The following is a 21,681-nucleotide window of genomic DNA, read 5'->3' on the forward strand; positions in this document are numbered from 1 at the left end:
TCGGCGTGAGCACCATCGGTCTGTGCATGATCGTCAAGAACGAGGCGAAGGTTATCCTGCAATGCCTCGCCAGCGCCCTGCCTCTTGTCGATTATGTGCTCATCGTGGACACGGGTTCTACCGATGGCACGCAAGACCTCATCCGAGGCTTTCTCGCGCAGAACAATGTCCAGGGAGCCGTCATCGACGAGCCATGGCGGGACTTTGCATACAATCGCAGCTTCGCTCTCGAGCGGCTGCGCGAAGTCCAGACCGTCGACTATGCAATGATCATCGATGCCGACGATACGCTGATCCTGGATCGTGACTTCGAGCCAGCCGTGTTCAAGTCGCGGATGGAACACGATCTCTACGATGTCGAAGTATCCCATGGAAATATCTCGTTCTATCGCCCGCAGATCTGCCGCAACCGCCTACCCTTTTCCTTCAAGGGCGTGCTGCACGAATATCTGGAGGCTCCGCCTGGCCCCATCACACGGCAGAACGCCGAGGGATTTCGCATTGCCACGGGACGTGGGGGAGCGCGCAGCCAAAACCCACGAAAATACCAGGACGACGCGGCGGTGCTGGAGAACGTGCTCGCAACCGAGACCGATCCGTTCCTGATATCGCGCTACACCTTCTATCTCGCGCAAAGCTATCGCGATTTCGGTGAACGCGAGAAGGCGCTGGAACAGTATCTGAAGCGAGCAGAGCTGGGTTTCTGGAACGAGGAGGTCTATGTGAGCCTGCTCGAGGCGGGGAATCTGATGGCCGCGCTCGGCAAGCCCTTCGAAGAGGTCGTCGCGGTCTATGAGCGTGCGACCCAGACAGTGCCGGCACGCGCAGAGGCGCTGCACGCGGCAAGCCTCTATTGCCGCAGCCAGGGCCGGAACGCGCAAGGACAGGAATTCGCGCGTCGCGGCCTGGACCTCACGGAGCCGACCGGTCTCTTCGTCCAGCCCTGGGTCTATGACTACGGGCTGCTCGACGAGTTTTCGATCAACGCGTATTGGGCGGGCGCATATCGCGAGTCGCTCGACGCGTGCCTGAAGCTGCTTGCCTCCGACAAATTGCCGCCGGACATGCTAAAGCGGGTGGTGGCCAATGCGCGTTTCGCGACCGAGAAGCTCGAGGTCCGCGAGCCATCGGTATTGGGAAGACTTGGCGCGGAAAGCCTGGTCGAGCAGCACGCGCTGATTGCGCAGCGATCGTTGCGTTCGCGGCTGGAGGTCGTGCCGCGTGTCCTGGTCGCGATACTGGCCAAACAGAAAGAGCCAGCGCTGCCGCTTTACCTGGCGTGCATCGAGTCGCTCGACTACCCGAGAGAATCGATCGTCCTCTACATCCGCACCAACAACAACACCGACAAGACCGAGCAGATCCTGCGCGAGTGGCTGGAGCGCGTCGGCCACCTTTATGCGGCGGTCGAGCTCGACACTTCGGACGTCAATGACCGGGTCGAGCAGTTTCGCGAGCACGAATGGAACGAGACACGCTTCAAGGTGCTTGGCCGAATCCGCAACATCAGCCTGCGGAAAACTCTCGAGCACAATTGCGACTTCTATTTCGTCGTCGACGTCGACAATTTCGTGCGGCCGGCGACGCTGCGGGAGCTTGTTGCGCTGGACCTGCCGATCGTCGCGCCCCTGCTGCGCTCCATCTCGCCAGGCCAATATTATTCGAACTATCACGCCGAGGTCGATGCGAACGGATATTATCAACACTGCGACCAATATGGCTGGGTGCTCAACCGCCATGTACGCGGCGTTATCGAGATGCCGCTCGTGCACTGCACCTATCTTGTACGTGCCGATGTGCTGACCGAACTTACCTATGACGACGGCACATCGCGCTACGAATATGTCGTATTCGCCGACAGTGCCAGGAGGGCCGGCATCGTCCAGTACATCGATAACCGGCAGGTCTACGGCTACATTACTTTCGGCGATCACGAATACCATGTCAGCGGCGGGATCGAACGGGCAAGAGAGCTTTTGCGCGACGCGGGCGACGTGCCGCAATTGCTTGGCGCAACGGCCTCGGCGCCTGCTCCGTTGTTGGCGAGGCCCGAGTTGCCGGACTCGCTGAAGATCCATCTGATCAACCTTGACCGCAGCGTCGATCGCTGGAACCGGTATCAAAGTCACAATTGGCATCTGATGCACAATACGGCTCGCATATCGGCCGTTGACGGCACCTCCCTGGACAGGGCCGCGCTCATGGAGGAAGGCCTTATCACCGGTGATTGTCGGTACCCCCCGGGGACGCTGGGATGCGCTTTGTCGCACATCGATCTGTGGAAGCGTGCGGTATCGGAGAACAGGACGATAACGGTCTTTGAGGACGACGTCCGAGCATCGTTTCGATTTATCGAGGAATCCGCAGAGATCATGTCCCGGGCGCCGACCGGTTGGGACATGATACAGTGGGGCTATATCATCGATCCGTCTTTTCTCTGGTTGGACTTTGGTCTTTCGAAAGCCAAGCTGGAGTTCTACGATCGTCGCTACACCAACAGAACAGCGCTGTTTCAGTCCGACAAATTCCCCAGATCGCTCATCCGGATAGAGCATTCGTTTGGGCTGCAAGCCTACACGATCACGCCAAGAGGCGCGCGCATTCTCCTGGAAAAGTGCCTGCCGCTGCGACACCGCCTCATCCCATTTCCTGGGACGGACGTAATCATCGAGGATACTGGCATCGACTGCGCGATGTGCGCCGCATATGGGTCGATGCAGGGCTACATCTGCATGCCGCCGCTGGTGATCGTGGACGACGAGCAACTTTCCGATCGAGTAGCGACGGACAAGAAGTGAAACTGCTGCTGATAGCCGGGCGGGCGCCAAGGGGTTTATCCCTCGACAGGTGCTACAAAAAAATTGTTGTCCAACGGAAATGTCTCCCGGACCGCGTAGCCAAAGGCATCACACCAAGAGGAGAGGTCTTGGTGACGCTCCGGCCATACTTCGATAAGTATGCCGGGACGCCATAGCTCGATCGTTCCTTGAATTCCCTTGAGCACATCGAATTCCGCGCCTTCCACGTCGATCTTAATGAAGCCTACAGGTTTCTGACGCAGGAAAAGGTCACCAGGCAAGCACTTGATCACTCCGTGATCGGCCTCAAGCATTTGCGCTTGGCCCATGTTATTTGAAATGGGATAAAATACGTTCGCAATTTTCGGTTCCGAACTCAGAGCCACGCCGAGGTAGTCAATATTTACATTCGAGCAAGCATTCAACGAAAGATTTATTTTAAGTATATCTATAGCATTTGGATTTGGCTCAAATATTATTATCTCAGATGGGCTGCAAAATTTCGATACAAATATGGAATGATTTCCTATATTTGCACCAATGTCCACAAACGCCCTTCCGGGCGGCGCAAGGCGTTTGATCAATTCAAGTTCGTCTCGCTCGTAGAAGTCGCCCCTTATAAGGGATGATTGTATGTAATCCACTCTATTCGTGATGAAAAAGCTGATGATTTTTCCATCAATCCGATGGCTTGTTATAGTTCCACTTGATTCTTTAGCATCCTCGCGAAGGTGAAACAATTCCCAAGTCTCACACGCGGGTCTTGATAGCGTAATTCGGCCATCGGGCTCCGCACACAGAAATTTACCGCCCTTCTCAAGTCCAAATTCCCGCCCTCGAAAAATTTTTGGTGTCAGAGTGCCCGGGAGTATGTTAAGCACATCGGGACTATCAAACTTCTTTGAGCCAACAATGGCCGAATAATCGCGAAGATATACTATTTCCTTGTCGATGCCGGCTTCAGTGAACTTCAGGCGAGCCAGCGCACCCTGTTGAACTAACAGGGTATTTTGTGGACTGTGTTCAAACGTTCCGTGCCGGACCTCTCCGGATGACGGATCGACGAACACGATCGTTCCGTGCGATGTAAAGAGTTGGCCAGCCAGATTGCCGATCACGACCGTGACCCCCGCTCGATCCCGCGTAAGTGTAAGCGCATTTGCTATTTCTTGGCAAAGGCGACAACGATACGGAGATTATGCGCCAGCATCGGGCAGTATGGATCGGTCTGTACAGATAGGAAGGCCATGCGAATAGTCGCCTCAATGACCACCATCCCATCGCGGATTGACCGAATTGGCCCGGCGCTTGAAAGCGTGCTCGGCCAGACGGTTGCGGTGGAACATATTGAATTGAACGTTCCACACGTGTGCGTGCGGACGAACGAACCCTACACTTTGCCGACATGGCTGACGGAAATGGAACGGGTGAAGATTTTCCGTACAGAGGACTACGGGCCGATCACAAAGATCGCCCCGACCCTACTGCGCCATGGGGATGAGAAAGAAACCTACATCTGGTCGGTTGACGACGACTTTGCCTATCCAAAAAATCAGCTTGCCCTCCTCTGCAAAGGGCACCGCGAAACTGAATATCGCATCCTGGCGCGGCACGGCGGGGACTTCAATCCAGACGGCAGCATCACGTTCAAATACGGAGAAATGCGGGTATCGATGTTCGAAGGATTCGGCACGGTTCTGTATCCTCCCGCATGCGTGGGTGACGACTTCCTGGAATATGTACGAGAAACATCGAACGACATGGATTGTCGACATAGTGACGATATAGTCCTTTCGCTCTATTTTGCCTCTCGCAGAATTCCTATTTTCATATGGAATTCGCCTTCCGAGACAGAGCCATTCTACCCGACGGGTTCGCTTCCCTATTCCTCCGAGGGGGATGCGATCCATTTGCAAAGCGGGGGCAATCTGGAGCGCTATAAGAGGGTACTCAGCGTCTTGAGGCCTAAAAGGGACTAAGCGACCAGGATCGCGCCCCTGCGCATGAGCTCTTGTTTTTGCCTGATTGACGAGCCCAACTGATAATCGAACGCTCGACAGAATTCGACCTTGCGCCGGCTCTCCGGCCTTTATTGCGGTCCGGCAGCTGCGCTAGAGGCGGACCGATCCGACATTGCTTCACACGCATCGAGGAACGAAAGTTGAGGCGAAGGCATTTCCTAACACTGCTTGCAGGCTCCCCTGCCTGGGGTCTGGCGCTGGCAGGGTCCGCTGTGTCAGTCGTTCGTGAAACAAGGTCCGCCGTGGTGTCTGCTCAATCAGCCCCAGTTGCGCCCTCGACGTCTCTTCTCACTGCCCCGATAGAACTCGCCGGCGATTGGGGCCGCATGCTTGAAGGCGCTGCCATTCTGGTCATCGAACGCATGCGGCAGGCCTGCCTCGACGGTGTGCGCCTTCTCTCCGATCGCCAGCCGACGCGATTGCGTGTCGAGGAGCACACATCCGGTCCGCCCGCCATCTGGCTGCATCCGGACGCCAGCGGCATGGCATGGACCATAGTCGACATCGGCGAGCGGGATTGGTCGAAGCTCGCCTACCAGTTCGGGCACGAACTCGGGCATGTTTTTGCCAACAGCTGGCAGGCCGATGCCAAGCCTGCGCCGCCATGCCAATGGCTGGAGGAAGCAATGGTGGAGGCCTTCTCGCTGCGGGGCCTGTGGCGTCTGGCGAAGAGCTGGAAACACACCCCGCCCTTCCCCGGCGACAACGCGTTCGGCGATCTCATTGCCAAATATCGCGAAAACATCATCAACGGCTATCAGTCGCTTGCCGACTTTCAAGGCCTCGCCGGCGACCCGCCGGCATGGTTTGCCAAGCACCGAAGCGAGATCGAAGTTCCGAGCCTCAATCCGTTCGCGCAAGCAATGTCATTGACCATACTCTCGGAATATGAGCAGGCCCCGGACTGTGTTGAGGCACTTGGCGCGCTCAACCGCTGGCCGGGCCGCAGCCGGATTCCTATCGGTGAATATCTCCAGAAATGGAAAGAAAGCTGTGCCGAGATACACGCGTCAACTCGGCTGCCGATCCACCTGGGCAAGCTTTTGGGAATTCCGCCCGGCGTCGAGTGACTGCTGGCCCGAGCTTACATTGCGTGGCGGCTTTCCATCTGGAGTGACATATTCCAATTTGCTAAATGCGCGACTGGAAGTCCGCACCGTTCGGTCGGCAGCCTCTCGAAGCAAGCGGTTCGATGTACGGTTCTGGAGATCGGCTGTAACCTGGTCGGCTGAGCGCTACATCTGGTTCCAGGAAGTGTGGGACGGCCAAATAATGACTGGAAGCGGCGCAAACCAGCCATGTCGTCTTTTGAGGCTAGCCGACAGTCTGCTTTTCAGGGCAAGTCTTACCAATCGAAGGTTGGCATCACAGGGGCATGCCTGACCTGAGTCAACCCTTCGTTGATCGACTATTAGGCAACTCGGAACGTGACAGTGCCGAACGGCCCTACGATGTGGCTGGTTGGGTGGAAGCCTAGTGACTTCATTTCATCACCTGCAACGCCCCTCACTTTCGCGTTCGGACCCAGCTTCACCTCGATCGGCGCCGAAGTCAGGTTTGCCGCTAGGACGCGGATAGCCTCCCCAACACGAAAGGCAATGGCTGCCACTCCCGGCCGATCAATCGATATCCCGTAACGTTCCGAACCGGCAGCAGTTGCAAGCTCGGCATGGACGGCTTGCAACGGTCGTAGAGTGCCATCCTCATTCAAAAGCCCGAAAGGTCCGGTGGGTGCTGCCAATATCAATCGATCAGCTCCGGTTTTAGCGGCCTGTTCCGCTAAGCCGACTGCAAACGCGCCCCCGAACAACGCCCGTTGACGCGGGTCAGTGCCGGCTGCAGGCACCCGCTTGAATCCGGAATTGGCCGCAACCGACTGACCATAGGGGTTGTGCCGCATGCCGATCGTGCAAGGTCCGAGCCAGATCGGCTTGCCTGGACATAGATGCCGCGCCGTCTCCATCACGGCCGGATATACCGACAGGGTTTCCACAATCGATTGCTCATCAGCGGCGTGCACGATGGCGCTGTTGCCGAAGAAGACGAAATCTGCGCTGCCGGTCGGCGGGTTGCGGTTGAACTCAGTGAACAGCGAGGGCGTTCCCGCGCCTATCGGACAATCGACGCCGCTTGCCTTCAGCGCATCCAGTTCAGAGACAACAGGCGGCACGGTCGCCGCCATCAAACCGGAACTGCGTCGAGGGCGAACCAAGCTGCGTGAAGTGGCGTCGCAACCTGTCGACGGTGCAACTCCCACGCTAAGTGCGGGTGATGAGCGCCGCCTTCGGAGCTACACCGACCGTTTCAATGCCCGGTCAATCGGTTCGATATACGCGGCAAGGCTAATTTTCGAGGTATTTCGGAACTACGCGAGCAGGCACGATTGGCAAATGGAACGCGGGTTCGTCGACAGACCGGAGGTCTTTATACGAACCCTGGCTTGAGGGTACGCCGATGATTGGGTTCGTTATTCTCGAATGCTCAGACGCGAGCTACTCCGGCAATCCGGCTGCCCGTAGCGCGGTGCCAAGAGCCTCCGCGAGCGCGGGCGCGCAATTCACGCCGGCAAACTGGCGGCTGTAGCGAAAGCCCGGCTGAAGCTCGATAACGCGAGCGGCGGCTGCCTTTGCTTCGTCCAACCGGCCAAGCTTGGCCAGCGCGGCCGCCAATTGCACATAGGTGATGCTATGTGCCGGATTGGCCTGGACGGACTTGTAGGCAGCACGGCAAGCCTCTTCGAAACGGCCGCGCAACAAATGGCTCATTGCCTGTGCGTCAAAAGTGGCCCAGGCCCACGAATCGAATGGGCTCAGCCGCAAACCCTGCTTGCTCCATTCTATCGCTCGCTCCGCTTCGCCGCTCCACCCGAGAATGACGCTGCCAAGGATGTAGCTCAGGGCTGATGACGGGCTGATAGCGAGGGCGGCTTCCAAGGCAGCGAACGCTGCGGCGCGATCATGCGCATCCATTCCGATCGAAAAGCCAGCCCAGGTCAGGGCGAGAGCATCATCCTGTCCGTGGACGATGGCCGACCGCGCGTAGCTGATCGAAGATGCGCGGTTAATCTCCTGCAGGCCGGCGCGAAGAAACAGACAGTGATGGCACATCGCGGCGTTGCCATGCGCCAGCGCATAGGTTGGCTCGAGTGTGATCGCGCGCTCGAGAAGTGCCAACGCTCTGGTCACTTGTTCCGGCATGCCTGAATCGACATTGGGCTGGGCCTGCAGCACGAGATCGTAGGCATCGAGGCTATCGGGCCGTTTGCGCCTGACACGTTCGATCTCGGCCTTCCGCACGCTTGGGGCAATCGCGCCCACTGCTGCCAGCGCGATCTCGTCTTGGAGCGCGAAGATGTCGTCGGAGCTGCGATCATAGCGCTCGGCCCAGACATGGGCGCCGGTCGAGGCATCGATCATCTGCGCCGTAACCCGCACGCTACGGCCGGCCTTGCGCACACTGCCTTCGAGCACATAGCGAACGCCCAGCTCGCGGCCAATCTGCTTCACGTCGACGGCGCGACCCTTGTACGAAATGGTCGAGTTTCGGGCGATGACGAACAGCCATTTGATCCGTGCCAGGCCCGTGATGATGTCGTCCACCATCCCATCGGCAAAATACTCCTGTTGGGGGTCGCCGCTCAAATTCGAGAACGGTAGGACCGCGACGGACGGCTTCTCAGGCAAGCTCGGTCCCAACGTGGCGCCGGTGACGACCGAGGTATCGGGACCGTTGGTGGCTACGGCGGGTCCGACATAGCGATAGCCACGGCGCGGCAATGTTTCGATCCAATTTGCTCCATTCGCCGCGTCAGCCAATGTCCGGCGCAAGGCTGCGATCTGAACCGTCAGATTGTTATCGGCAACCGCCGATCCGCCCCAGCCGGCCTCGATCAGCGCGTCTTTGGAGACGGGTTGGCCAGCGTTCTGGATCAGCAGTCGCAGCAGCGCGACGGCGCGCCGCCCAAGCATGGTCGGCTCATCTCCGTAAAAGAGAATGCCCACCTGCGGATCGAGGTGAAAAGACCCAAAGCGGTGGACCTCACGCCTGACTATCATTGGAGTCTTTTAGCAGATTTTTGGCAACGAGTTCACGACTTTCCCGCGTGAGCGGCCGATGTTGAGCGAACGCTTGCCAGAGTAAGCGCCTGTCAGAGGAGGATCAAATGAGCGCTGATGCCGTCATCCGCATGCCCGACGAGAAGAAGGGCGTCATGTTGCGTGGCCACCCGATGGCTTTCCTCGTCACCGACGAAAATACCAGGCATACGAGCATGTTCGACTGGACGATCCCGCCGGAGTTCGCCACCGGGCGACATGTTCACCGGGTGCAGGAGGAGACCTTCTACCTACTCGAAGGCGAGTGTGAATGGCACGTCGGCGACAGGACGATCCATGCAACGCCGGGAACCTTCCTGTTCATCCCGCCAGGGGTGCCGCACAACATCACCAATGTCAGCGAGAAGCCTGCGCGCGTGCTGATGACCGTCTCTCCGCCCGGCCACGAGCATTATTTCGAAAAACTGGCCGAGCTGACGGCGCATGGGGCGCCCGATCCAAAAGCACTCGCCGATCTGCGAAACCGCTACGATACAGACCAACTGTCGACGCTGACGACGCGCTCGTGAATGGGGCGCCTTAGCGCGCACGCACTCGAACACGCCAGCAATATAGCTTTCGGTATGGGAACGATGAGGCCATAGCCCTGGACGGGTTCGATGATCATGCCCGCCAGCCTGCCCCTCGTCGACGTCGCGATCGCAACGCGTCGAGTCAATGGCCTCCTCGCGTCAAGGTTAAACGCCGATCTCCCTCCCTTCCACGTCGAGGGCGCGCAAAGGGCAACAAGTGACGCGCCGGCAAGCCGTTCAGACGGCTTTCGCCAGTGGTGACCGCGGCCGGCATGGCGTCACGTTGCTTCCGATTTCTTCGATGGAACAAGCTTGATTGCGGCGCGCTCGCCCGGCGGGGTGGCCCTGGCGACCACGACCCGATCTCGCCCCTCGGCCTTGGCATCATATTGCGCATGGTCGGCGGCATTGGTGAGCTCGGCCCAGCCCGAGCCATGCTCGGGATAGGCGGCGACGCCGAAGAGGCCGTCACAGTGCCAAGCGTGCGGCCGCGATGCGCCAGATGCAGCTGCTTGATCGCCTGGCGCAGCGTTTCGGCGCGCTTGGCTCCCTCCTTGAGCGAGCAGCCCGGCATCACGAGCGCGAATTCCTCGCCGCCATAGCGCGACACGACATCGGTGTCGCGCGCATGCTCGATCAGCGTCGCGGCAACCTGCTTCAGCACGAGGTCGCCAGCCTCGTGCCCGAAAGTATCGTTGAACTGTTTGAAGTGGTCGACATCGAGCATGATGACTGCCAGCGGCTGGCTCGAGCGCTCCATGCGCCTCAATTCCCGGCTGCTGGTTTCCTCGAGATAACGCCGGTTGAACAGGCCAGTGTTCGGATCGCGGATCGATTGCTGCCTGAGCGTTTCGCGCAGGCGCAGATTGGCCAGCGCCAGCGCCAGCGTGTCAACGACGCCGCGCAGGATCTGCTGCCGTTCGGTCAGCCATTGCGGCTTCTCGGCGGCATTCGGTTCGCACAGATGCATGATGCCCTAGCGTCTCGCCCTGCGCCGCAAGCGGCATGCAAACGTACCCCTTCTTGCCGTTCTCAGTGATGTGAGCGCAGCGCGGCGTGAGCATTCCCGGACCGACGACATGCTCCTGGCCACGACGCAGCGCCCAGCAGTCTTCGGGCGCGAATTGATTGACGCTCGAACGCACGTCGCCCCAATGCGCCCTCTCCTCGACCAGGTTGCGCGAGGCGCTGGTCAGGTGGACGCTCCCGCTCAGGCCGCCGAGAAACTCGGTCATCGCCGTTCCGACCACCGAGAAGGCCTCGGGGAAGGTCACGCAGGCCTGCAGCAATTCGCCGAGCTTGACCAGACGGGACGTGGTTTCCGACTTCTCGTGCAGCTCGCGATTGAGAATGGCGAGCTGGTCAGCGCGTTCGTGGACGACCCCTTCGGCGGTCTCGTCAGGCTGGACGGCTCGCAGACGCCAGTCATCGCCAGTTGCAGTCCCCTCAGCCGGTCCAACGGCGGGCTTGTGCTGACCCTTAACGATATCAGCGAATTGCGCCCCTGGCGATGCGGCCCTCGGCATCGAGCACCGCGATGCCTTCGGCAGCTGCCTCGACAATGTCTTCGATATGCGCCCGCGCCGCCGCGAGTTGGTCGGCCATCGTGTTGAAGCCATCTGCCAACTCCCCGAACTCATCGTTGCGCCCATCGCCTATGCGCGTCATGGCTTCGCCCTTCGCCAGCGCCTGCATACCGCGCATCATATCCTTAAGTCCTGAACCGAAACGGCTGAGAAGAACCCAGGCAAAACCCGCGGCGATCAGCATGGCGACGGCGGTGCTGAGGCCGACGAGCCAGAGCAGACCATTGGTCCGCTGCTCGGCGGCGGTCAGCACCGGGTCATATTCCAGAAGCACGGCGCCGACGATCGTGTCCTCGTTCTGTTCGATCGGAACGGCAAGAATGGCGTTCCCTTCCCTCGGATCGACGAACCGGCGCGGAACACCGTCTTGCAGCGTGAGGCCCACCTCGTTGCCTGGATCGTGATCGAATGTCTCGCCGGTCTTATGCTCCTCGTCAGCGGCATGGGCGACAATCCGCTTGCTGCGGTCGACGATAATAAAATCGCGGCGCGCGCGGCGATGTTGCTGCTCGAGGTATTCCTTCAATGCATCGGGTCGATCGAGCAGCGAGGGCGAGCCGTCGGAGGGTGTGAAAACGATGGTGTCGGCCAGCTCACGCGCGACATTGGTCGCTTCCGTCAGCCCCAGATATTTGGCCGCCGTCACCTGCGTGACAACGGCGACCGCGCCAACCAATCCGATGAGTGCGGCCGCGCTCACCATGCTGATGATAATCAGGCTTTTAATGCGCATGGCAGTCCCACCGGCGACAACGCCGTCTCGTTGGTGAATCAGGGCCAGCCTCTCATCCGTAGCCTTTTATTACCGAATCGTTATCGAGCTCCTAATGCGAAGACCTTGGTCACGATCGTGGAGAGTTGAGCCCTGTATCAAAGCTAAACGACGACCTTAGTGAGTACAGGAAGTCGTTGGCGTCGATGTGCTCGGTCTGAACGCGTGTCTTGGCGAGGAAACGGTCGGCAGCGCCCGCGTCCGGTACCTCGCCCTGCAGCGGAGGCGCTGTCGATCATCAGTCGCAGCACCCCCTAGAAGGCATTGCCGCCTCTCTGCCGAACAACGATGAAATCTGGATAGAGGTCGAATATCTGGGCTCGTCCTCGTCGCCGAAATCCTCATTCGTCAGGACGTGTCCCGCCGAAACTCTTGCAGCGGCCGCGTCACATCAAGCTCGTCGACCTGGGGTGGATAGACGGCGCTGTTCAAGCTCGCAGCTACCTTCACCCCACAACAGAAGGGATGGATCTTCGTGGGGGTGTGCGCCGCCAAGCCGTCGGCGACGTTCTACATCGATCCGAAGATAGTGCTGAGCTAACCGGCAAAGGCATGGATGATGGCGAAGCCGATGCCTATAGCGAGGCACGTGCAGAGGCTTTCAGCCAGGCGCAGCGAGACGCCTATTTGATGCTGGTTGCTGGCGGCTCGATTTTGCCGTCGAGCCGATCGACAAAGCTCGAAGCTCAGCAGCCCGAGACTCGACCGGTGCCTATAGCATTTAACATTTGAGGGAGCAGGTCGCCCCGGAATGTGCCCTTATGGATGCTCGACCCTGGTGGGGCCGAGACCAACCTTAAACTTCACCCGCTGGCTCCGGCCGGCGGGTTTTTTGTGTGCTTGAAACCAGCGTCGCACAGACAGCTTCCCCGCGTTTGAGAGATCAACCGGGGATACCCATGAAGAAGGCGGATGAGAAGCCAGTTTTGACGAAGCGTGAGCATCGCGGCAGGTGGCGGCCCGTCGATTCTGCCGGCTCCGTCGCCTGTGGGTCCTGGCCCGTTCAGCCGGCTTGATTGCCTTTGCCCTGCCTTTAGTCCCGTGGGCTCCTGCCGGCGGGATTCCAGGTCGACGCGGCCCGATCTAGATTTCATAGTTGTAGATGGTCTAATCGCTGTACTGGATCGAGTTGGCGCGTTCCTCAGCTTCAACCGTTGCCATATCGAGAAGGTACGTCAGAAGTGTCTCGCCTGATCCGTCTAACACACGGCGCACCTCTTTCAGCATGGATTGAGTGAATTGTAGGTTCTCAAGCCTAGTGGGCTGATTCAAATCGGCCTCCCGTAAACAGTGGCGAGGACAAGAATATTAGCTGAAGCTTGCGCGAGAGTTAAATGGAGCCTTGTCTGCAACGAACGGTGCCAGTGCGTCGGCAACGCGCTGCAGAAACGGCACGAGATCCAGCATCAAACGTGTAGTCCGGCATGGCGGCCGATGAGCGGCCTGCGCGCGATAGGCTGCGCTTTCGTAGCGCGCTTCGGCGGACATGCCCGCCTTCACGCGCTCAAGCCATTGCATCTTCGCCCCCGCGAACCTCCCGCCTCAAAAAATCTACCGGCCGAAGCATACGAGGATTTGGGTCCGGTACACGAAAGCGTCGGCTGGCGCTGAGGCTTGGGGTTCTCGGCTCGCCGTAAAAGACCATTCGCCACGAAGTGGATAGCTTCCCCGAGGCGGATTCTGCCGATCTTTGCCTCAGCATGGGTAGACAGATCGATGAACCCGAAAACTTCAGCGGCGGTATCCCTGGCCTCCAAGACGGCAGCACTGAGGAGAGGCAAAACTAGGCGGCCAACGGCTCTGAGCATTGGCCTCGCGTGCAAGCCGTTCGGCTTCCGAATGCGATAGCCCAATGAGCACTTTGTCACCCACTTCGGCAGGCAGGTTAGTAGACCGGTCGAGGACCAGCCATTGGTCGGCCGGGTCCAGAACGACGACGAATCTCATTCCTGCGCTTCCTTTCGTTAGTAGGCGCTAACTTAGGGCCAGCCGCGTTGTTCCTGCACGAATAGAATTATTTGAGGCAGCGGCCCTCGGTGGCGCTGGCCTTGCCGAAAATGGATGTGTCAGAGAGTAAATTGGCGACCGACGGTCTCGGGCGGGGGGCGGAGGGATGCCGTCGGTCACCAGGGATAGGGGCCATCAAATCAGTGAAATGCTTAGGCCCTGCCTTCGATTAGCATGAAATCAATCAGCTCGAAATCTCAATTGACATAGGGAGTTGGCCGGCAGCGGAGCGTCCGGCTGCCATCATGTGATAGCCATTCGGTGCCGCCATTGACCACACCCCGAACCAACACCTCGGCGTCGTGGCCGGGCGGGCTGGTTACTGGCCAATCCGCGAAAGCACCAATACTGAAGGCCCAGGATATCTAAACCGGGCGCCTCATTTAGAGCCTAACAAGCGAACCAGCAAGGCATCCAGCGGCTCGCCGTCAACACTGTCACCCGGCAAATTACTCGGCCGGGCTGAGGGACGAGGATGAGCTTCTCGCCGGCGAGCATAGTCCCTTCATCGCTGGTTCAATGGGTGCCCGCTGAGACCTGCGAATCGGCGGGCACCAATCGGTACAAAGGTGTATTATTGCCGATCCCTGACGAACTAGACAATGAATATCTCACATTCGGAGTGTCTCCAGTGCGGACATCAAATCGTTCGGAAAGGGACTTGGTTTAAGCGCATAGCGTATTTCGGATGCCCGTCGTGCAATGCTTCGTCGCGGCTTGGATACCCTGAAAAGCTACGCCTTTCGCGGCTCATAAACATCTAGGTGTCACTGATGTAATTGACACAACATGCCCCGCTGACTGCCAAGGCCCGCAGCTTGCGAATAAGTTACGCCATATGCACCATTCGCCGCATGCTCGATGACGAAATTGACCAACCGGCCCGGTAAGGGCTTTATGCCATGGAAAGTCGGCGACGGCGAGGACGCCGTCGACACGGTTTGCTGGGCAGCTCGGATTGTGAATTTCCCGATCGGAAATGCAGCAGCCTAAAGGTTTCGGACGCCTTCTTGAATATAAAGAGGAGAGCGGACCGACTGCGTCTTAGGCCCCTTCACCTATAACGGACATTCAACAGGTGAAGACGACGTGCCTGACGCCCCGACTGCGACCGGGCTGCTTACGTTCGCTTCTATCATGGCTCAGTGCCGCTACCAAACGGGGTGAAGCTCACTGGGTCCTGATAGCCGCGAAGCTTCTTTCGAACCGGTCCACGACCTCATCGACATCCGCCATCGCCAGGCAGAGCGGCGGGCACATCCGGACGGCCAGTGCGCGCAAAAACCAGCGGAGGCCGAGGTTCTTGCCTGGGGCGGGGTCAGCGACATCCTCGTTTCCAACGAGGTCGTTTCCTCCCGCAAGCTGGCGCGTCTGGCCGCGTTGACCAACATGTCGAAGATTTCGATTTGTGCCGATAGCGCGATCGTGGTCGACCAGATCGAAGCAGTTGCCGAATCCTCTGCCACGCGGTTGACCGTGCTGGTCGAGATCGACGTCAGCGGCGGCCGTTGCGGTGTGGAGCCCGGCGAACCGGCCACGGCGCTGTCGGTACGCATAGCGAGAAGCCGCCATCTGGTGTTCGGCGGCCTGCAATCCTATCAAGGGCGCGCCCAGCACCTGCGCACCGAACAGGAGCGACGCGACGCAATCGGCCAGGCTGCCGCGCGAACGGCGGATACTGTCGCCGCGATCAGGCGGCAAAAGCTGGAATGCGCTATCATAGGCGGCGCAGGCACGGGTACCTTTGCCCACGAGGCAGCCAGCGGCGTCTACAACGAGTTGCAGGCTGGGTCCTATGCGTTCATGGATGCCGACTATGCACGAAATCGCCCCGCTCCCGATTTCGAACAATCGCTGTTCGTGTTGAGCACCGTCATGAGTGCTGCCCGTCCCGGCATCGCGGTTCTGGATTGCGGCCACAAGGGAATTGCCATCGACAGCGGGCTTCCTCTCGTTCACGCCAGACAGGATATCGACTATGCCGGCGCATCGGATGAGCACGGTTCGCTCATCCTGCGTTCGGATCCCGGAAGCCTTGCCATCGGAGAAACGCTACGCCTCGTTCCCGGCCATTGCGATCCAACGGTCGACCGCTATGACTGGTATGTCGGCATGAGCGGCAAACGGGTCGAATGCGTCTTTCCTGTAGCGGCGCGCGGAATGATGCAATGATGCTCGCGGTTCTTCCAGAGGCCCCACAAGATATGGCCTGGAGACGAGGCGCGCAAAGACAACGATAGCTGATGTGATCTTCGGCCCATCCGAAGCCGATTGCCTCTACTTGATGATACCGATCTTCTTGCGATCGATGGTGACGAAGACGGCACAAACCAGAACCGTCCCCTTGACGATATTCTGAAGGTATGGATCGACGCCGGTCATGTTCATGCCATTCGACAGCAGCGTGATGATCAGAACGCCCAGGATGGTGCCGACAACACTGCCCACGCCCCCGGTCAAAGGCGTTCCGCCGACCACGACAGCTGCAATGACGTCCAGTTCAAGCCCCTCCCCGAGTTGCGCGGTGGCGGCCATGGCGCGCGCGCCCTGCAGCAATCCCGCGATGCCGCACAGGGTCCCTAGAAGCACATACATGAGGATCTTCACGCGGGCGACCTGAATGCCTGTCAACATAGCGACGCGTTCCCCGCCGCCGACGGCGCGGACCTCGCGTCCGAACACTGTCCTGTTGATGATGCCATAGGCAAACACGGTCAGCACCAAGCCGATGATCACCGAATGGGGAATGCCGAAAGTGCGTTCGGCATAGGCGTTGAGGAATTGCTCGTCCTCTATCGACACCGGAGCGCCGCGCGTGAAAAGGAGCACGATGCCGCGATAGACCACCATCGCTCCCATGGTGGCTATGAAGGACGGGACCTTGCCCTTGGCGAGGAGCATGCCGTTGATCCAGCCGGCAACCGCGCCAACGGCAATGGCCGGGACGATTGCCGCGGCGCCGAGACGATCTGCGGTCAGCGCCGTCACCAATGCCGCGAGGGCGACGATTGAGCCGACCGAAAGATCGATCGAGCCCGCCATGATGACGAAGGTCATGCCCAGCGCCGCGACCAGCAGCACCGTGCCCTGTTGAAGCACGATGAGAAGGTTGCTGAAGGTCAGGAAGCGTGGCGACAATATCGAGAAAATCACAATCAGCAGAACGAGCATGGCAAGCGGAAAGCTGCGCTTGACGAGTTCGAGCCTGCCTGCGTTCCGGATCGGCTCGCCGCTCGCGTTCGGCATCGCCGTTGTCCCGGCTGTCTCGTTCGTTTCCATGGTCAGGCCATATGTCCAATGATGTCGTGTTCGGTGGCATCGGCTGCCGTCTCGATGCGATGCGTGACATATCCCTGTCGGAGCACCAGCAGCCGGTCTGACATTCCGATCAGTTCAGGCATGTCTTCCGAGGACAGGATTATGGCGAGGCCCTGCGTCGCCATCTGCCTTATGATGCGGTAGATTTCCGCGCGGGCGCCGATGTCGACCCCACGCGTAGGATTGTTGAGCAGGAGCAGGCGTGGCTGGACGGCCAGGCATTTGCCGATCACCACCTTTTGCAGATTACCTCCCGAGAGCAAACGACAGGACGCATCGACGCTTTGCGCCTTGATGCCGATCTGGGCGATGAGATCGCCCGCGATGGCGATTGCGGCGGCGCGATCGAAGACCGGCCCATGACGCGGCGGGCGGGCCATCACCAGATTGTCGAGTACGCTGAACTCGGCAATCAGCCCTTCATTGTTGCGGTCGCCCGGCAGATGAGCCACGCCCTGCCGCCATGCGAAAGTCGGGCTCGACGGCGCGTAGCGGGCGCCAGCGAGCTTCATGGAGCCATGGCGCAAAGGCAAGTCGCCGCAAATGGCCGCAAACAGCGCTTCGGCGCCGGCGCCTTTCAATCCGGCAAGGCCGAGGATCTCGCCAGCGCGAACATCCAGGCTGATGTTGCTCAGCTCGCGTCCAACCGCGACGTCGCTGACTTCGAGAACGACGGGATCCCGCTCGGTCTTGCCCGGGTCTTTTGCCGGCCGTGGCGGATAGATGCTTTTCGCAAGCCCGCGCCCCACCATGCGGCGATGAATTTCACGCGGCACGATCTCGCTCGTGCGATACGTTCCGACAAATTGGCCGTCCTTGAGAATCGTCAATTCGTCCGCGACGGCCAGCACCTCGTCGAGGTGATGGGAAACGAAGGCTATCGTCATCCCCTGCGCCTTGAGTTCGCCGATGACGCGAAGGACGGCTTGAACCTCCCGATGATCCAGATAGGCGGTGGATTCATCGAGGAGGAGAATTTTCGGACTTGTCGAGAGAGCTCGAGCGATCTCGATGCATTTCAGCTCGCCGAGATTGAGACTGCCTGTATCCGATGAGACCGATATCTGCGCGCCGATCCGCTCCAGGATCGCCTGCGCCGCCGATTCCATGCGTCTGCGGTCGATGAAACCGAGGCGGCCGGCGAACATCCGCAGGCGGTCGATGAAGATGTTCTCCGCAACGGACAATGAGCGGTTGATCGTGATTTCCTGGTAGACGAGCGACACGCCAAGGGCCGCCGCGCCGATGACACTTCGTGGGGCGTATCTTGCGCCATCCAAGGTCATTTCGCCGCCGTCAGGCCGTTCGGCACCGGCAAGCATGCGCAGGGTCGTCGATTTGCCGGCTCCGTTCTCGCCCACGATGGCGTGAACCGTACCCGGCCGCAGCTCAATCGAGACGTCATGCACAGCACGTGTCTGGCCGTAGCTCTTATGCAAATTGCTCGCGGTAAGCGTCATGAACCGAACGCGTCCAATATCAGGGTGAGGCCTGCCTGCAACCATAAGGCGGCAGGCAGGCCGAACGTCCGTTCAGTTGCTGTATTGCATCTCGAAAACGGCTGGCTTGGCGTCCTTGTTGTAGAAGCGGGAGTGCTGCCGGAAATCATAGGCGGGCACGCCGCCTGGAAAATCCTTTTCAAACTGCGCGACCCGATCCTTGGTCAGCGGCAGCAGCTTCAGCTTGACGTTGTCGGCACCAGGCGGCACCGGAATGCCCTTGATCTGGTCGAAAAGGGTGACCAGCGCGAAGCCGCCCTGAAGCCAATGACCGCCGATGTCGAAAAGCAGTTCGCCGGACTTCACCGCTTCGACAGTCGTGCTGCTGGAGGGCAACGCGTTGCCGCAGAAGGTGTTCTTGCCGATCCCCCAGAAGAACAATGCCGATCTGGCCGAAGGCAAGGACTTCTTCCCCGACCTGCCGAAGACCTTCTACACGGCCACCGGCTTTCCGCAGTGCTTCCCTGTGTTCACGCCGGATGAGCTGCAGGGCCAGACGGCCGACAACGCCAATTGAGCCGTGACACGATCTGGCCGGCATTGCGCCGGCCAGATCGTGCGGCAACGGAGCGCGCATGGCCGATCGCTATGTCGAACTGAAATCGGTGTCGAAATCCTATGGCGGCGTCCCGGCGTTGACAAAGGTGGATTTCCGCTGCGAACCGGGACGCGTGCACGCCATTCTCGGCGAGAACGGCGCGGGCAAATCGACGCTGATGAAATTGTTGGCTGGCGTCATCCAGCCGGACAGCGGAACGATCTCCATCGGCGGGCAGACGGTGCGCTTCTCTTCCCCGCGCGACGCGGCCAAACAGGGCACTGTCTGCATGTTCCAGGAACTGTCGCTGATGCCGCACCTTTCGGTTGGCGACAATATCGTGCTTGCCGCCCCGCGCACCCGGATGGGACTGGTGGAGCGTGGCGTCTATCGAGAGGCGCGCGAGGCGTTGGACCTGGTTGGTGCCACGTCAATCCCGCTCGGCGCTCGCGTTTCTGGCCTTTCCCTGTCGGAGCGACAGCTGGTGGAAATCGCGAAAGCCGTGTTCCGCAAGCCCAAGCTTCTTATTCTTGACGAGGCGACCTCGGCGTTGACCAGCGAGCTCGTCGAAACGGTGTTCGGTGTCCTCAGGATGCTGAAGGCGCAGGGTGTCGCGATCCTTTTCATCTCACATCGCATGCATGAGGTCTACGCCATCGCCGACCGCATATCCGTCTTCCGCAACGGCAGACATATCGAGACCTTCGACGTCGGCGCGCGCACGACGGATCAGATCGTGGGCCTCATGATTGGCCGCTCGCTGCAAGAACTCTTCCCGCCGCGTCGCCCACCTGTGCCCGACACAGCGATCACCGTTCTGGATGTATCTGACGTGAGCTGGCAAAGCCAGCTCGTCAATGTATCGCTGGCCGCGCGCGCCGGTGAAATCGTCGGGCTCGGCGGTTTGGACGCGCAGGGCCAGCAGCAGATCATGCATGCCGTCTTCGGTGTGTTGCGCGGAGTGACGGGCCGCATCGACCTCAATGGCAAGCGACTGAACGGGCTGAAGCCGCCGAGGCTGAAACAATCCGATATCGGTCTGGCGCTTGTGCCCGAGGATCGCAAGACAGAGGGGCTGATCCCCAGCATGTCGGTTGCCCAGAACATGCGTCTGGCGGCTCTCGGGCGGGCGCCATTCGGCTTGCTCGACCTGAACGGCAACAGCGATGCGCGGCTGCGGCAACTCATCGAACGCCTGGCCCTGACCTATGGTTCGCTCGAGGATCCCGTTGCAACGCTGTCGGGCGGCAACCAGCAGAAGGTGGTGCTGGCCAAATGGTTGGTGCTGTCGCCCAAATGTCTGCTGCTGATGGACCCGACGCGCGGCATTGACCTCGGGACCAAGGCCCAGATCTACAGGCTGCTCACCGATCTGGCGGCCGAAGGAATGGCGGTGATCCTGCAGTCGACCGACTATGAGGAGCTTATCCATTTGTGCGACCGGGTCTATGTCTTCTACCGGGGCAGCGTGGCAAAGGAACTGAAGGGCGATCAGCTGTCCGCCGACGCGCTCATCGCCGCCTCAATGAACGTGCATCTTCACGCTCGGGCCCAAATGTCATGACCTGGCTTCGTCAAAATGCAAGGGAAGCAATTGCCGAGCTCGCTCTCGTGGTGCTTTTCGCCGTCTATATCGCCATTCATCCACGCGGCTTCTCAACCTATGTGGTTACCATCTGGTCGAACGAGGGGACGCTGCTTGGGCTTGCCGCGATCGCCCAGTTCTTTGTCGTCCTGGTCAAGGGGATCGACCTGTCGGTAGGATCCGTCGTTGCGCTGACCAACGTGGTGGCGTCCTTCGTTTTCAACGCGTCTCCAGCGTCGATTGCCCTTGGCATGGTGGCTGTGCTCGCTGTCGGGGCGGCCTGCGGGCTGGTGAACGGGATCGCGGTCGTCTATGGCCGGGTGCAGCCGATTGTCGCCACCCTGGCGACAGGTGGCATCTTCAGCGGCATCGCCCTGCTTCTGCGGCCAACGCCTGGAGGCAGAATCGACGAGACGATGTCGGACGCGCTCACCTATGCGGTGGCGGGCATCCCCGTCTCGGCGGTCATTCTTGCCGTCGTCCTCGTCGTATTGCTGGTCCTTTTGCGCCGCACGACCGTCGGGCTGGGCCTCTATGGCGTCGGGTCGTCGGAACAGTCAGCCTACATGACCGGCCTTCGCGTGAATCGGCTCAAGCTCGTCGCCTATAGCAGCAGCGGCTTCATCGCGGCCCTTGCCGGGATCTATGTCAGCATGGTCACGCTCACTGGTGATCCCAACATCGCGCCGTCCTACACGCTGAACTCGATTGCCGCCGTCGTTTTGGGCGGCGTTGCGCTGAGCGGTGGCGCGGGTAGCCCCATCGGCGCCGTGATCGGCGCTTTGATCCTGAAGACCATCTCGTCGCTGATGTTCTTCTCCGGACTGCCCCCATTGGCGCAACCGTTCTTCGAGGGATTGATCCTGGCAACCGCAATTGCACTCGGCGCGCTTGGCGTTTTCCGGGTGCCGCAGCCGGCTTGAGCTGTAC

19 protein-coding genes are annotated in these 21,681 nt (G+C 59.9%); 9 read left to right on the forward strand and 10 right to left on the reverse strand.

Going from position 1 to position 21,681, the window contains the following annotated elements; genetic code table 11:
* Positions 1–26 precede the first annotated feature (26 nt).
* Positions 27–2,798, forward strand: coding sequence for a glycosyltransferase family 25 protein (locus EJ072_RS04860; protein WP_245467191.1), 2,772 nt, complete (start codon positions 27–29; stop codon positions 2,796–2,798).
* Between the two features lie 35 nt (positions 2,799–2,833).
* Here EJ072_RS04860 and EJ072_RS04865 read toward each other — a convergent pair whose 3' ends face one another.
* Complete coding sequence (locus tag EJ072_RS04865; protein WP_189343217.1) at positions 2,834–3,916, reverse strand: FkbM family methyltransferase; 1,083 nt, start codon at positions 3,914–3,916, stop codon at positions 2,834–2,836.
* 147 nt (positions 3,917–4,063) lie between these two features.
* Between EJ072_RS04865 and EJ072_RS04870 the strand changes: the two genes are divergently transcribed.
* A complete protein-coding gene (locus tag EJ072_RS04870) occupies positions 4,064–4,777 on the forward strand; it encodes a hypothetical protein (protein ID WP_126078799.1) in 714 nt (237 codons plus the stop codon).
* Between the two features lie 404 nt (positions 4,778–5,181).
* Complete coding sequence (locus EJ072_RS04875; protein WP_245467192.1) at positions 5,182–5,889, forward strand: hypothetical protein; 708 nt, start codon at positions 5,182–5,184, stop codon at positions 5,887–5,889.
* 341 nt (positions 5,890–6,230) lie between these two features.
* Here EJ072_RS04875 and EJ072_RS04880 read toward each other — a convergent pair whose 3' ends face one another.
* Together EJ072_RS04880 and EJ072_RS04885 are read right to left on the reverse strand one after the other, a co-directional pair.
* Positions 6,231–7,004: a hypothetical protein gene (locus EJ072_RS04880; RefSeq protein ID WP_126078800.1), complete on the reverse strand. Its 774-nt coding sequence runs from the start codon at positions 7,002–7,004 to the stop codon at positions 6,231–6,233.
* A gap of 307 nt (positions 7,005–7,311) precedes the next feature.
* Positions 7,312–8,874 carry a winged helix-turn-helix domain-containing tetratricopeptide repeat protein gene (locus EJ072_RS04885; RefSeq protein WP_126078801.1) on the reverse strand — a complete coding sequence of 521 codons (1,563 nt, stop codon included), beginning with the start codon at positions 8,872–8,874 and terminating at the stop codon, positions 7,312–7,314.
* A gap of 107 nt (positions 8,875–8,981) precedes the next feature.
* On the opposite strand from EJ072_RS04885, the gene EJ072_RS04890 reads away from it, so the two are divergent.
* The gene (locus tag EJ072_RS04890) at positions 8,982–9,443 is read left to right on the forward strand and encodes a cupin domain-containing protein (RefSeq protein ID WP_126078802.1); all 462 of its coding nucleotides are present in this window, start codon (positions 8,982–8,984) and stop codon (positions 9,441–9,443) included.
* Between the two features lie 145 nt (positions 9,444–9,588).
* Here the strand turns inward: EJ072_RS04890 and EJ072_RS04895 are convergent, their stop codons facing one another.
* The 3 genes from EJ072_RS04895 to EJ072_RS04905 are packed head-to-tail and all read right to left on the reverse strand — an operon-like array spanning position 9,589 to position 11,765.
* The gene (locus tag EJ072_RS04895; protein ID WP_126078803.1) at positions 9,589–10,416 is read right to left on the reverse strand and encodes a GGDEF domain-containing protein; all 828 of its coding nucleotides are present in this window, start codon (positions 10,414–10,416) and stop codon (positions 9,589–9,591) included.
* On the reverse strand, positions 10,337–10,972 hold the full coding sequence (locus tag EJ072_RS04900; protein ID WP_126078804.1) for a hypothetical protein: 636 nt from the start codon (positions 10,970–10,972) through the stop codon (positions 10,337–10,339). The genes EJ072_RS04895 and EJ072_RS04900 overlap by 80 nt, the downstream gene beginning before the upstream one ends.
* Positions 10,935–11,765 (reverse strand): HAMP domain-containing protein, encoded by an 831-nt coding sequence (locus EJ072_RS04905; protein ID WP_126078805.1) that lies wholly within the window; start codon positions 11,763–11,765, stop codon positions 10,935–10,937. Before EJ072_RS04905 ends, EJ072_RS04900 begins: the two co-directional genes overlap by 38 nt.
* Positions 11,766–12,356: 591 nt before the next feature.
* On the opposite strand from EJ072_RS04905, the gene EJ072_RS04910 reads away from it, so the two are divergent.
* On the forward strand, positions 12,357–12,536 hold the full coding sequence (locus tag EJ072_RS04910) for a hypothetical protein (protein ID WP_126078806.1): 180 nt from the start codon (positions 12,357–12,359) through the stop codon (positions 12,534–12,536).
* A 576-nt stretch (positions 12,537–13,112) separates the two neighbouring features.
* Here EJ072_RS04910 and EJ072_RS04915 read toward each other — a convergent pair.
* Complete coding sequence (locus EJ072_RS04915; protein ID WP_126078807.1) at positions 13,113–13,322, reverse strand: hypothetical protein; 210 nt, start codon at positions 13,320–13,322, stop codon at positions 13,113–13,115.
* Positions 13,323–15,038: 1,716 nt separating this feature from the next.
* On the opposite strand from EJ072_RS04915, the gene EJ072_RS04925 reads away from it, so the two are divergent.
* Positions 15,039–15,983 (forward strand): DSD1 family PLP-dependent enzyme, encoded by a 945-nt coding sequence (locus tag EJ072_RS04925; protein ID WP_245467337.1) that lies wholly within the window; start codon positions 15,039–15,041, stop codon positions 15,981–15,983.
* A 105-nt stretch (positions 15,984–16,088) separates the two neighbouring features.
* On the opposite strand, the gene EJ072_RS04930 is transcribed toward EJ072_RS04925, so the two are convergent.
* The 3 genes from EJ072_RS04930 to EJ072_RS04940 form a co-directional block, all read right to left on the reverse strand.
* Positions 16,089–17,057 carry an ABC transporter permease gene (locus EJ072_RS04930; RefSeq protein ID WP_189343218.1) on the reverse strand — a complete coding sequence of 323 codons (969 nt, stop codon included), beginning with the start codon at positions 17,055–17,057 and terminating at the stop codon, positions 16,089–16,091.
* 35 nt (positions 17,058–17,092) lie between these two features.
* Positions 17,093–18,589 (reverse strand): sugar ABC transporter ATP-binding protein, encoded by a 1,497-nt coding sequence (locus EJ072_RS04935; protein ID WP_189343219.1) that lies wholly within the window; start codon positions 18,587–18,589, stop codon positions 17,093–17,095.
* A gap of 72 nt (positions 18,590–18,661) precedes the next feature.
* Positions 18,662–18,964, reverse strand: a complete 303-nt coding sequence (locus EJ072_RS04940; protein WP_127409642.1) for a hypothetical protein — start codon at positions 18,962–18,964, stop codon at positions 18,662–18,664.
* 22 nt (positions 18,965–18,986) lie between these two features.
* Between EJ072_RS04940 and EJ072_RS04945 the strand changes: the two genes are divergently transcribed.
* From EJ072_RS04945 to EJ072_RS04955, 3 genes are read left to right on the forward strand one after another with little or no spacing between them, the layout of a single operon-like run.
* Entirely contained in the window at positions 18,987–19,145 is a 159-nt protein-coding gene (locus EJ072_RS04945) for a hypothetical protein (RefSeq protein ID WP_189343220.1), read from the forward strand.
* A 58-nt stretch (positions 19,146–19,203) separates the two neighbouring features.
* Positions 19,204–20,730: a sugar ABC transporter ATP-binding protein gene (locus tag EJ072_RS04950; protein ID WP_126078813.1), complete on the forward strand. Its 1,527-nt coding sequence runs from the start codon at positions 19,204–19,206 to the stop codon at positions 20,728–20,730.
* A complete protein-coding gene (locus EJ072_RS04955) occupies positions 20,727–21,674 on the forward strand; it encodes an ABC transporter permease (RefSeq protein ID WP_126078814.1) in 948 nt (315 codons plus the stop codon). Before EJ072_RS04950 ends, EJ072_RS04955 begins: the two co-directional genes overlap by 4 nt.
* Positions 21,675–21,681 lie beyond the last annotated feature (7 nt).

The organism is Mesorhizobium sp. M2A.F.Ca.ET.046.03.2.1 (assembly GCF_003952425.1).
In the GTDB taxonomy this organism is placed as follows: domain Bacteria; phylum Pseudomonadota; class Alphaproteobacteria; order Rhizobiales; family Rhizobiaceae; genus Mesorhizobium.

Bases quoted from the DNA above. Each gene is read 5' to 3' on its own strand.
- EJ072_RS04860 (WP_245467191.1), top strand. From the start codon at position 27: ATGATCGTCAAGAACGAGGCGAAGGTTATCCTGCAATGCCTCGCCAGC.
- EJ072_RS04870 (WP_126078799.1), top strand. From the start codon at position 4,064: ATGACCACCATCCCATCGCGGATTGACCGAATTGGCCCGGCGCTTGAA.
- EJ072_RS04875 (WP_245467192.1), top strand. From the start codon at position 5,182: ATGCGGCAGGCCTGCCTCGACGGTGTGCGCCTTCTCTCCGATCGCCAG.
- EJ072_RS04885 (WP_126078801.1), bottom strand. From the start codon at position 8,874: ATGATAGTCAGGCGTGAGGTCCACCGCTTTGGGTCTTTTCACCTCGAT.
- EJ072_RS04890 (WP_126078802.1), top strand. From the start codon at position 8,982: ATGAGCGCTGATGCCGTCATCCGCATGCCCGACGAGAAGAAGGGCGTC.
- EJ072_RS04895 (WP_126078803.1), bottom strand. From the start codon at position 10,416: ATGCATCTGTGCGAACCGAATGCCGCCGAGAAGCCGCAATGGCTGACC.
- EJ072_RS04900 (WP_126078804.1), bottom strand. From the start codon at position 10,972: ATGCCGAGGGCCGCATCGCCAGGGGCGCAATTCGCTGATATCGTTAAG.
- EJ072_RS04905 (WP_126078805.1), bottom strand. From the start codon at position 11,765: ATGCGCATTAAAAGCCTGATTATCATCAGCATGGTGAGCGCGGCCGCA.
- EJ072_RS04910 (WP_126078806.1), top strand. From the start codon at position 12,357: ATGGATGATGGCGAAGCCGATGCCTATAGCGAGGCACGTGCAGAGGCT.
- EJ072_RS04915 (WP_126078807.1), bottom strand. From the start codon at position 13,322: ATGCAATGGCTTGAGCGCGTGAAGGCGGGCATGTCCGCCGAAGCGCGC.
- EJ072_RS04930 (WP_189343218.1), bottom strand. From the start codon at position 17,057: ATGCCGAACGCGAGCGGCGAGCCGATCCGGAACGCAGGCAGGCTCGAA.
- EJ072_RS04935 (WP_189343219.1), bottom strand. From the start codon at position 18,589: ATGACGCTTACCGCGAGCAATTTGCATAAGAGCTACGGCCAGACACGT.
- EJ072_RS04950 (WP_126078813.1), top strand. From the start codon at position 19,204: ATGGCCGATCGCTATGTCGAACTGAAATCGGTGTCGAAATCCTATGGC.
- EJ072_RS04955 (WP_126078814.1), top strand. From the start codon at position 20,727: ATGACCTGGCTTCGTCAAAATGCAAGGGAAGCAATTGCCGAGCTCGCT.